This is a genomic window from Ideonella sp. (assembly GCF_036277275.1).
Taxonomy (GTDB): Bacteria; Pseudomonadota; Gammaproteobacteria; order Burkholderiales; family Burkholderiaceae_C; genus Ideonella.
Map to the genome: position 1 here is coordinate 1 of NZ_DASUNH010000070.1, position 10,609 is coordinate 10,609.

Consider the following 10,609-nt stretch of genomic DNA (forward strand, 5'->3'; position numbering starts at 1 on the left):
TCGCGCTGGTCGAGGCGGAGTGGCAGCGCACCGACGCCGCGCTGTCGCTGATCACCGGCGAGAAGCGCCGGCTCGAATCGAACCCGTCGCTGGCGCGCTCGATCGAGCACCGCTTCCCGTACCTCGATCCGCTGAACCACCTGCAGGTCGAGCTGATGCGGCGCTACCGCAAGCGACCGAAGGGGGAGGCGATCGACCCGTCCAACGACCGCGTGCAACGCGGCATCCACTTGTCGATCAACGGCATCGCGGCGGGCTTGCGGAATACTGGATGAACTGACCCCCACGGCCCCTTCCGGGGGCCTGCCCCCGAGGGGGCTGAGCCCGGACACGAAAGGTCCAGTGGACCTTTCGTGCCTGGCGAAGGGGCGGGCCCGTGGCCGGCCGCGGTCTGCAAGACCGCACAGCGGACCGCCAGAGCCGGATCCGCGCACGCCACTTGATGGGCGGCGGCGCTGCGCGCGCCGACTGCTACTTCGGTGCGGAGGTTGCCTGCTGCCGTTGTAATGCGCGACGCGCGGCCTGCATCTCGTTGCCATTGCTGACCAGCGCGAACGAGGCTTCGACGCGGCGGTAGGTCTCACAGGCCTGGCCCATCGTCATCGGGCCCGGCTGGTCGAAGCCGAAGTTGGTTTCGTCGGCAAAGGCTTCGCTCAAGGCACGCTGCTCTTCGGCCAGCGCATCGACACGGTCGATCGGCCAGCCGCTGCGCCGCGCCAGGCCGATGCCGATGCCATGTTCCATCAAGGTGTCGCCATGCTCGATCATCAGCCCGGCCACCGCACTGCACTCCTGGCGGCGCGCGGGGGCGGTCAGTGCGTCGGTCGAGCACAGGCGCGAGATCGCCAGCAAGCCGTTGTTGACCAGCAGACCGCCCACGCCGATCAGATCGGCCGCCAGCACCTGGCGCTCCACCGGCGGCAGGCTCTGCAGCGCCGTGCTGTTCGACAAGGGCATCAGGTCGCTCCAGATCAGGCGGCTGCCGCGGCTTTGCGCCGCGCGGCCCAGCGCCTCGCGCGCGGCGCGGATGTCCGAGCGCTCGAGTGCCTCGGCGGCTACGGCCAACCAGGCTTGCACGTTGTCGGGGTCGATCGCAGCCCAGCGCGCGGCGGACATCGACGAGCAGGCGGTCGCGTGCTCGGGCGGCGCGGTGTCGCACAGCTGCGTGGCCAGTGCCGCCACGCGCGGGTCGTTGCTGCTCAAGGCTTCGCTGACCAGCGCGAGATAGGTGTCGGCATCCGGCGGCCCGTCGACATCGCGCGAGCGCGCCGTCAACAGGCGGCCGGTAATGCGCTCGAAGGCCTCGGGCGACGAGGCCAGCAACTGCCCGGCGTGGGCCAATGCCGCAGGCCGCATCTGCCGAAATACTTTGTCGATCGCATCGGCCGGCTTGCCGGCCAGCGCCCGCCATTGTGGTGGGCAGCCGGGGTCGATCGGGCCTGCCGGCACCGCGTGCGATGCCGAGGCTGCGCTCGCACCAACAGCGGCTTCGGATGGCGACGCCTGGTGGTCCATCACCGCCCGCTGCGTCGCCTGGGCCACGCTGGACAAGGCCTGCACCACCGATTCGTCGGCAGCCTCCGGCGGCGGCTGACGTCCGCGCAGCGCCGCCGCCCCCAGGCCCAGCACCACCACCACCACCGCCGCCAGCACCCACCAGCGCACGCGGCGCCGCCAGGGCGGGGCCACCGAGGCGTCAACCGGCACGCGCCAGCACCTCGCGCACCTGCGGCAATTGGCGCCGCGATACCGCCAGCCACTCGCCGCTCGGCTCGACCTGCACGGCCCAGCTCTCGCCGCCCTCCTCGCTCTCCGCGCCCGGCAGCACGCGCCGCTCCAGCGCGCGCACCGCCGACTTCGCGACCACCATGCTGCGGTGAATACGCACCACCGCATCACCCAGACGCTGTTCGAGGTCGGTCAGCGCGTCGTCCAGCACGTAGCGGTGCTTGGTGGTGCACAGCGTCACGTACTTCATCTCGGCGCGCAGGTACACCACCTCCGGCACCGGAATGCGCAACACCCGGCCACGGTCGCTGACGACCAGCGTGGGCGCTTCGACCGCATTCGCGCTGGTGGCCGGGGGCGGTATCGGCGTCCGCCCCAGCCGGTGTTCAACGCGGCCCAGCGCCTCTTGCAGCCGGGCACGCCGAACCGGCTTGGTCAGGTAGTCCACCGCATCCACTTCGAAGGCCTGCAGCGCGTGCTCTGCGTGCGCGGTCACCAGCACCACTGCGGGCGCCGACGACTGCTCGCGCAGCTTGCGCGCCAGGCTGATGCCGTCCATGCCCGGCATGTGAATGTCCAGCAGCACCGCGTCGACCGGCTGGCGCGCCAGCGCGTGCAGGGCTTCGGCAGCGCTGCCGGCCTCGTCGACCACGGTGGCGGCCGGGCGCACGCAATCAGCCAACAGGCTGCGCAGCCGCATGCGGGCCAGTGGTTCATCGTCGACGATCAGTACGCGCAAACGGTCCATGGGGCATTGTCGGTGGAAGGTGAGGCGCGGCCAACGGTACACCGGGACGGCGCGGCATCCTTGCGCGGCCAGCGCTCGGCCGCTCCGGAGCGGCCGCGCACCCTCTCGGAGGGTGAACCCGGTACTCCGGGTCCGGGTGTGGTCACGAAGGCAGGCCAATGCTCACCCGAAAGCGTCCATCCTCGGTCAGGCCGCAGCGGAAGTCGGCATCCAGGTCGTGCATCAGGCGCAGGCGCTCGCGCACGCTGGCAATTCCAATGCCATGTCCTGGCCGAGACGGGCCGGCAGCCACGGTGTTGGTGACCGAGATCAGCACCCGGTCGCGCCGGCGTCGGGTGCGGATCTCGATCGTGCCGCCCTTGTCGGCCGGCTCGATGCCATGGCGCACGGCGTTCTCGATCAGCGGCTGCAGGGCCAGCGGCGGCAGCTTGGCGGTCGCGGCGTTGGCGTCGAGGTCCCATTCGACGTCGAGCCGGCGGCCGAAGCGCAGTTGCTCGATCGCGAGGTAGCGGCGCGACAACTCGATCTCGGCGCCGACGGTGGTCGCCTGGTCGAGCGCACCGAGTGCGGCACGGAACAGGTCCGACAAGTCCTCGAGCACCTCTTCGGCACGCTTCGGGTCCAGCTGCACCAGCGTGATCGCGGTGTTGAGCGTGTTGAACAGGAAGTGCGGGCGGATGCGGGTCTGCAGGTCGGCCAGGCGTGCCGCGGCGGCGGCCGGCAGGCGGGCTCGCTGGCGCCAGCGCTCGGACTGGAACACCAGCGCGGCGAGCAGCGCGCCGGTGAGCGCCGGCGCGACCGCATGGGTGCTGCCAGGCGCCATGTCGACCGCCGCCATCGGCCACCACAGCACGAGTGCCGCCACCGCGCCCAATGCGGACGCCGCGGCCACCTGCACCAGCGGGGCAGCACGGGCGATCAGATGCCGCGCGGCGCAGGCCATCAGCACCCACAGCAAGGTGGCCGGCACCGCCACGGTCGCGGCGGCGGACAACTCGCCGAGCCAACTGGCCGGGCCGCGGGCGCCGAACAGCAGACCCACGCCGAGCACCACGATCACCAGCAACATGGCACGCAGCAAGGTGCCGCTGCGGCACAGTTGCAGTGCTTCCTGGGTCAGGTCCGGCGCGGTGACCGCCTCGCGCAAGTCATCGAAAAGGGTGCTGGCGCCGGTGTCGTGCATGCGTTTCACGGGGGCCATTCTGGCTGGACTAGGAGCCCCCAGGTCCAGGCGTTGCCCGGCCCGCCCCCCCGAGGGGGTCAAGCTCGGGAGCGGCCCGTCGCTTCTTGGCCGCGCCAGCGACCCTCATGACTCCTAGAATCAGTGGTTTCCCTATCACCTCCTACCCACAACGCAGGCGCCTCATGAGTAGCAATCAGCTGGATAAGAAGTCCCAGGCCTGGTCGGCCCTGTTCTCCGAGCCGATGAGCGAGCTGGTCAAGCGCTACACCGCCAGCGTCTTCTTCGACCAGCGCCTGTGGCGGGCCGACATCGAGGGCAGCCTGGCCCACGCGGCGATGCTGGGTCGCCAGGGGATCATCAGCACGCAGGACGTCGCCGACATCGAGCGCGGCATGGCGATCGTGAAGGCCGAGATCGAGAACGGCGAGTTCATCTGGAAGGCCGAGCTCGAGGACGTGCACCTGAACATCGAGGCCCGCCTGACCCAGCTGGTGGGCGACGCCGGCAAGCGCCTGCACACCGGCCGCTCGCGCAACGACCAGGTCGCCACCGACGTGCGGTTGTGGCTGCGCAGCGAGATCGACCAGATCGCACCACTGCTGGCCGACATGCAACGTGCGCTGCTGGCCGTGGCCTCGCACCACACCGAGACGGTGATGCCCGGCTTCACCCACATGCAGGTCGCGCAGCCGGTGAGCTTTGCACACCACATGCTGGCCTATGTCGAGATGTTCGCGCGCGACGCCGAACGCCTGGCCGACGTGCGCAAGCGCGTGAACCGCCTGCCGCTGGGCGCCGCCGCGCTGGCCGGCACCAGCTACCCGCTGGACCGCGAGAGCGTGGCCCACGCGCTGGGCTTCGACGGCGTCTGCCAGAACTCGCTCGATGCGGTCAGCGACCGCGACTTCGCGATCGAGTTCAGCGCGTTCGCCTCGCTGGTGATGATCCACGTCTCGCGGCTCGCCGAAGAGATCGTGCTGTGGATGAGCCAGAACTTCAGCTTCATCGACCTGTCGGATCGCTACTGCACCGGCTCGTCGATCATGCCGCAGAAGCGCAACCCCGATGTCGCCGAGCTGGCGCGCGGCAAGAGCGGCCGCGTGGTCGGCCACCTGATGGGCCTGATCACCTTGATGAAGGGCCAGCCGCTGACCTACAACAAGGACAACCAGGAAGACAAGGAGCCGCTGTTCGACACCGTCGACACGGTCAAGGACACGCTGCGCATCATGGCCGAGATGGTCGGTGGCGAGGTCGACGCCAACGGCACCCGCAGCGGTGGGCTGAAGGTGAAGGCCGAGGCGATGCAGCAGGCCGCGCGCCGCGGCTACGCCACCGCGACCGACCTGGCCGACTACCTGGTCAAGAAGGGCCTGCCGTTCCGCGATGCGCACGAGGTGGTGGCCCATGCGGTGAAAGAGGGCCTGAAGCTCGGCGTCGACCTGTCGGACCTGCCGCTGTCGACGCTGCAAGGCTTCCACGCCTCGATCGGCGACGATGTGTTCGAGGTGCTGAGCCTGACCGGCTCGCTGAACGCGCGCAACGTGATCGGCGGTACCGCGCCGAACCAGGCCCGGGCGCAGATCGAGCGGCATCGGGCACGCCTGGGGGCGTGATCCGGACACCGGCGGCTTCCCGCAGCCGGTGGTGCTTCAGTCTTCGATCTTGATCCGCTCGGCGAGCACGACCGTGCCGTCGGCGGACAGGCGGCCCCGCACTTCCACCTCCTTGTCGTTGGCCAGGTCGGCTTCGCTGCGGTTGTCGTCGAACTGGGCGCCGGCGTAGGCGACCACCTGCTCGCGCAGCACGAAGGTCTTGGCCAGCGTGTCCAGCTGCGTGATGCGGCCACCCAACTCGAGGTCGCGGCCACCGTCGTCGTCGCCACCGTCGTCGCCGCTGCCCTTGACCTCCACCTTCGTGGCCACCAGCACGCCGGCGCTGATGGTGCCCTCCACCTCCACGCGCAGGCCGGCTGCCAGCGTGGCACCGGCCGGCTCGATGCGGGCCGACGCGGCATTCACCGTCAGCCCGGACATCGTGAAGCTGGCATTCGACGTGAACGTGGCGATCACGCTCTCGATCTCGGCTTCGCTGCCCTCGGCCGGGCGCGAGCGGCCGTCGTCGAAGCGGGTGACCACCCAGCGGCCGTTGCCGTCGACCTGGGTCTGCAACTGCAGCCGCACGGTCTGGCCGTTGGCCAGGTCGGCCGGGGCAATACCCTGGGCATAACTGAAGCTGGCCCCCCCCACGCGGAAGGTGTGCTGGACCTTGTCGAGCTGGCTCACCACGCCGCGCAGCTTGTAGGCAGACGGGGCGGCCTTCAGCTCGATGCGCTGCGCCGCGTAGACGCCGCTGACCGGGTCGAGGATCGCGAACACCTGCAAGGTGCTGCCCAGCGTCACGGCGGCCTGGCCACCTGTCAATGCGTCGTCGAACACCGTCGACGCCGTCACGCGCACCGTCTGGCCCAGCAGGCCGAGGTTGTGGGCCAGCAGGTCGTTGCTGGTGACCGGGCCGATCAGGTCGCTGCCCACCTGCACCGCGGTGGCCACCGCCGTACCCTGGTCGATGGCGCCGGCATCCACCCTTACCGTCATGCCGAGCTTCAGGTCGTCCGGCGTCAGGGGGTGGCCTTCATCGTCGCTGATGTCGGCCCGGCTTTCGTCGAAGTGCACGCCGTTGACGATGATCGAGCCGTAGCCGGTGATCGGCCCTTCGCTGTAGGCAGCCGCCGAGCCGGTGCCCTGGCCTTCGACGCCGCCGCAGGCCTGCAACAAGGCCGCGGTGACGGCCAGCCATGCCCCGGCCAGGACACGGCCTGTCGAGGGGGTCAGAAAACGCATCCAACGGGTCATCAAGAGTCTCCTGCCGGGGGCGGCGGGTCGCCTTGCGGCGGCGCTGCCGGGTCCGGCTGGTGGTAGCTGTACAGGCCGATCAGCACGCGCTGCGCTGCTTCGGTCGAGGAATCGGTGGCTCGGCCAGCCTCGCCGCCCGCGTCGATCAGGCGTTCGAGCGCGGGGACCAGGCTGTCGAAAGCCAGCTTCCATTGGGCCGCCACCAACTGCCGCACGGCTTGAAGTGCGTCAAACGGAACGCCGCTGGCGACGATGGCCTGCTCGAAATGCTGGCGTCCGTCGCCCAGCACGTTGGCCACCGCGCCGGACAGATGGCCGCCCACGTTGGCGCCCAGGATGCGCAGCGAACGCGGCAGGTCGCCGCGCGGCACGAGGGCGTCCCTGACGGGCACCACTTCGTCGGTGGACTCGCTCCACTGCGCATAGCCCAGGCGCTGCATTTCGCTCAGCAGGCTACGTGGGTGCACGTCGCTGGTGATCTCGCGCGCCAGCGTCTCGAAGCTGGGCCGAGGGCCTTGGCGCGGCAGGGCACTCGGCTGGCCGGCCACGTCGCGGTACAGCGGGTTGGTCAGCCAGTGGGCGTAAACCTCGCCAGCCAGCGAGCGGCGCGGCCGGGCCTGCTCCAGGTGGGCATTGACCAGCCGGGTCACCTCGCGCCGGTTGATGCCGGTGGCCGTGCTGATCCGGCTGACCTGGCGGTGCGGCAGGCCGCTCGGGTGGGCCTCGCGCGCCGCCTGCACGAACGCCGTCTTCAGCCGCTCTTCCACTTCACTGAAGTGCACGCCCCGGGCCACGGCCAGGCGAGCCAGCGGCGCCAGCAAGGCGTTGACGGCTTCCAGCACGGCTTGCTGATCCGGCGGCAGGGGAGATTCGGTGGGTTCGGACATCGGGCCAGGACATCGATCGACACGAAATGTGCGCTTTGCCCAGGCGGAATACTAACCCGCCCGGCTGACACCTGTCGGCGCCGAACCGGGCGGGCGTTACCGATCAATCCTCAAGCGAGATGCGCGTCGCGTCGAGGCGGGTGCCGTCGGCCGCCAGGTTGCCCTTGACCTCGACCTTCACGTCGACGGCCAGCCCGGAGTCGGCCAGGTCGCGCCACTCGGTGGTCTCGTTGTAGGCGACCACGATCCCGCGCAGCGTGAAGGTGTGCGCCAGCGCGTCGACCGCGGTGATCGCACCGTGCAGTTCGTAGTCTTCGCCGCGCTCGTGCTCCTGCTCCTCGTCTTCGACATGCACGCTGGTGGCCACCAGCACGCCGCCGACGATGGCGCCTTCGACTTCGACCTGCGCGCCCAGCACGACACCGGCCTGACCGTCCGGGAAGGCGGCATTGCGGGCATCGACGGCCAGCCCGTCGAGGCTGAACTGGGTGGCCGAGGTCCAGGCGGTGATCAGCCCGGTCATCTCGGCGTCGTCATGGTCTTCGTGCTCGCGCTCGCCGCTGTCCACGCGCGTTGCGATCCATTGGCCGGCGGTCGGGGTCGTCTGCAGCCGCACGCGCACCCGAACACCGTTGGCCAGTTGCGGCGTCACATCCGCCGCACTGGCGTAGTTGATCGTCGCCGCACCGATCTGGAAGGTGTGGCCGGCCGCATCCAGCGCCGCCACCGGGCCGCGCAGCTTGAACGTCGACGGCGCGTCGGCGGCTTCGATGCGCGTGGCGCGGTACAGGCCTTGCACCGCGTCGAACCGGGCGTGCACTTCGAGCACCTGGTCGACACTGATACCGGCCAGCCCCCCGGTCAGTTGATCGTCGAAGACGGTGCGCGCCCCCACTTCCACCTGCTGCCCGAGGACCGTCAGGCGCTGGCTGGCCACGTCGACCGCCGACACCGGACCGACCAGTTCGCTACCGATACGGATGAGGGTGGCCACGCCTTGGCCGCTCGCGCGGTCAACAGTCGAGGCTTCGATCTCGACCTGCGCACCAAGCTCCAGATCGTCCTGGCTGTGGCGCTCGCCGTCGTCGTCGACTACCTCGGCGCTGCTGTCGTCGAAGCGCACGCCATTGACGATCACCGAGCCGAAGCCGCTGATGGTGCCGCTGGTGAACGACGTCGCCGCAGGCGGCGGGTTGTTGTCGGGCGGCGTGGAGCCTCCACCGCCGCCGCAAGCGACGAGCACGGCAGCCAGCACGGCGCCACTGCCGGCCGCGGGCAGCCGGCGAACGCCGCGGCCGATGGCGGCCAAGGCACAGGTGATCAGGTTGACAGGGTGGCGGGACATCTGAGGGCTCCTTCGACAAGCAGGCATGGACAAGCGACAGAGGCGCAGGCCGGCTGATCCGTACATCGATCCATCCCGCCCTCGGCACGCCTTCACTATAAATGTGCAATCAGCACATTTCAAGAGAAGTCCGTCTCGTTTCCTGCGCCCGAGCGCTCAGCCGGTCGGTGCACATTCCGCGGCGCCCTCTGTCCAGCGACAGCTTTCGTACTGATAATCCATACAGTCCCTCCTGTATGTCGACACGCCGCCGCCTCATCGCCCACCTCGACATGGACGCTTTCTATGCGTCAGTCGAGCTGCTGCGTTACCCGGATCTGCGCGGCAAACCGGTCGTCGTGGCCGGTGGGCGGCGGCATCAGCCCGAGCTGCTGTCCGACGGCACGCGCCGCTATTCGCTGCTGAAGGACTACACCGGCCGCGGCGTGATCACCACCTCGACCTACGAAGCCCGGGCGATGGGCGTCTTCTCGGCGATGGGCACGATGAAAGCCGCGGCGCTGGCACCGAACGCCGTGCTGTTGCCGGTCGACTTCGAGCAGTACCGCTTCTACTCGCGCAAGTTCAAGGCCGCAGTGGCCGAGCTGGCGCCGGTGATCGAAGACCGTGGCATCGACGAGATCTACATCGACCTGACCGACGTGCCCGGCGCGCAAGATGCCGTCGGCCACGACCCGTTGGGCGGTGTGCGCGCGTTGGCGCTGGAGATCAAGAACAACGTCAAGCGAGCCACCGGTGGCCTGACCTGCTCGATCGGCGTCACGCCCAACAAACTGATGTCGAAGATCGCATCAGAGCTGGACAAGCCCGATGGCCTGACCGTGCTGACGATGGACGACCTGCCGACGCGCATCTGGCCGCTGATGGCCCGCAAGATCAACGGCATCGGCCCCAAGGCCGCCGCCAGGCTGGCCGAGCTCGACATCCAGACCGTCGGTGACATCGCCCAGCGCGAACGCGGCTGGCTGATCGAGCGTTTCGGCCGCAGCTACGGCGCCTGGCTCAACGACGCCGCCTGGGGCCGTGATGACCGACCGCTGGTCACCCACGGCGAGCCGGTCTCGATGAGCCACGAAACCACCTTCGACCGCGACCTGCATGCGAAGCGCGACAAGGCCGAGCTCGGCGAGATCTTCACCCAGCTGTGCAGCCAACTGGCCAGGGACCTGACCCGCAAGGGCTACCTGGCGCAGACCATCGGCATCAAGCTGCGTTTCGACGACTTCAAAATCGTCACCCGCGACCTGACACTGCCCGCGCCGACCGCCGACGCCACCGCCATCCGCCGCGCCGCCGGCGAATGCCTGAAGCGGGTCGACCTCGGCCGGCGCCTGCGCCTTCTGGGCGTGCGCGGCGGCAAGCTGATGACGCCGGGCGAATGGGAGGCGCGGCAGGCGCGCGCCGCGGCAGCCCCGGCCCGCCGGGCCAAGCCGGCCACGCCTGACACCGTGGCGCAAGAGCCACCCGCCAGCTACAACCTGCCCTTGTTCGAGCCCCCGGCAGACGAAGCCGCGTGAACAATGGCACACCGGCCGCCGCGTGGCGCTCGAAAGGGCCCACACCGGGGATTCGGCATGCATCCAATCGAGCGCAGTTGACGTAGGTCCGCGGTGAGCCTCCCACTCGCCATCGGTTTCATCCCTTTTTGAAATCCCGATCACGCATGACCCGACACCGCCTGCTGTCTACCCTCACCGCCTCGCTGGCCCTCATGGCCGGCACCACCCACGCCGAAGAACCCTCCCCGCCCTCACCTCCGATCACCCACGGCAACGGCAAGCTGCTGTTGACCGGTGGCGTCAGCACGATCGACGGCGCCGCCGGCGGCGGCCTGACCCCGTGGGCCGTCACCGCCAGCTACGC

General features: G+C 69.7%; 10 protein-coding genes. 4 read left to right on the forward strand and 6 right to left on the reverse strand.

Going from position 1 to position 10,609, the window contains the following annotated elements; genetic code table 11:
- A partial coding sequence (locus tag VFY73_RS12495) for a phosphoenolpyruvate carboxylase (RefSeq protein WP_329719141.1) occupies positions 1–275 on the forward strand: 275 nt, incomplete at its 5' end.
- A 196-nt stretch (positions 276–471) separates the two neighbouring features.
- Here the strand turns inward: VFY73_RS12495 and VFY73_RS12500 are convergent.
- From VFY73_RS12500 to VFY73_RS12510, 3 genes are all read right to left on the reverse strand, one after another.
- A complete protein-coding gene (locus VFY73_RS12500; RefSeq protein ID WP_329719143.1) occupies positions 472–1,707 on the reverse strand; it encodes a hypothetical protein in 1,236 nt (411 codons plus the stop codon).
- Positions 1,697–2,476, reverse strand: coding sequence for a LytTR family DNA-binding domain-containing protein (locus VFY73_RS12505; RefSeq protein ID WP_329719145.1), 780 nt, complete (start codon positions 2,474–2,476; stop codon positions 1,697–1,699). Before VFY73_RS12505 ends, VFY73_RS12500 begins: the two co-directional genes overlap by 11 nt.
- A 142-nt stretch (positions 2,477–2,618) precedes the next feature.
- Entirely contained in the window at positions 2,619–3,659 is a 1,041-nt protein-coding gene (locus VFY73_RS12510) for a sensor histidine kinase (protein ID WP_329719159.1), read from the reverse strand.
- A 182-nt stretch (positions 3,660–3,841) separates the two neighbouring features.
- On the opposite strand from VFY73_RS12510, the gene argH reads away from it, so the two are divergent.
- Entirely contained in the window at positions 3,842–5,275 is a 1,434-nt protein-coding gene (gene argH / locus VFY73_RS12515) for an argininosuccinate lyase (RefSeq protein WP_329719147.1), read from the forward strand.
- Between the two features lie 36 nt (positions 5,276–5,311).
- On the opposite strand, the gene VFY73_RS12520 is transcribed toward argH, so the two are convergent.
- The 3 genes from VFY73_RS12520 to VFY73_RS12530 form a co-directional block, all read right to left on the reverse strand.
- Entirely contained in the window at positions 5,312–6,514 is a 1,203-nt protein-coding gene (locus tag VFY73_RS12520) for a DUF5666 domain-containing protein (protein WP_329719149.1), read from the reverse strand.
- A complete protein-coding gene (locus VFY73_RS12525; protein ID WP_329719151.1) occupies positions 6,514–7,401 on the reverse strand; it encodes a DUF6502 family protein in 888 nt (295 codons plus the stop codon). Before VFY73_RS12525 ends, VFY73_RS12520 begins: the two co-directional genes overlap by 1 nt.
- A gap of 103 nt (positions 7,402–7,504) precedes the next feature.
- The gene (locus VFY73_RS12530) at positions 7,505–8,746 is read right to left on the reverse strand and encodes a DUF5666 domain-containing protein (protein WP_329719153.1); all 1,242 of its coding nucleotides are present in this window, start codon (positions 8,744–8,746) and stop codon (positions 7,505–7,507) included.
- Positions 8,747–8,982: 236 nt separating this feature from the next.
- On the opposite strand from VFY73_RS12530, the gene VFY73_RS12535 reads away from it, so the two are divergent.
- Complete coding sequence (locus tag VFY73_RS12535) at positions 8,983–10,263, forward strand: DNA polymerase IV (RefSeq protein ID WP_329719155.1); 1,281 nt, start codon at positions 8,983–8,985, stop codon at positions 10,261–10,263.
- Positions 10,264–10,409: 146 nt separating this feature from the next.
- Positions 10,410–10,609, forward strand: a 200-nt coding sequence (locus VFY73_RS12540; protein WP_329719157.1) for a DUF3034 family protein, incomplete at its 3' end; no start/stop codon positions are given.

Bases quoted from the DNA above. Each gene is read 5' to 3' on its own strand.
- VFY73_RS12530 (WP_329719153.1), bottom strand. From the start codon at position 8,746: ATGTCCCGCCACCCTGTCAACCTGATCACCTGTGCCTTGGCCGCCATC.
- VFY73_RS12525 (WP_329719151.1), bottom strand. From the start codon at position 7,401: ATGTCCGAACCCACCGAATCTCCCCTGCCGCCGGATCAGCAAGCCGTG.
- argH (WP_329719147.1), top strand. From the start codon at position 3,842: ATGAGTAGCAATCAGCTGGATAAGAAGTCCCAGGCCTGGTCGGCCCTG.
- VFY73_RS12505 (WP_329719145.1), bottom strand. From the start codon at position 2,476: ATGGACCGTTTGCGCGTACTGATCGTCGACGATGAACCACTGGCCCGC.
- VFY73_RS12535 (WP_329719155.1), top strand. From the start codon at position 8,983: ATGTCGACACGCCGCCGCCTCATCGCCCACCTCGACATGGACGCTTTC.
- VFY73_RS12520 (WP_329719149.1), bottom strand. From the start codon at position 6,514: ATGACCCGTTGGATGCGTTTTCTGACCCCCTCGACAGGCCGTGTCCTG.
- VFY73_RS12510 (WP_329719159.1), bottom strand. From the start codon at position 3,659: ATGCACGACACCGGCGCCAGCACCCTTTTCGATGACTTGCGCGAGGCG.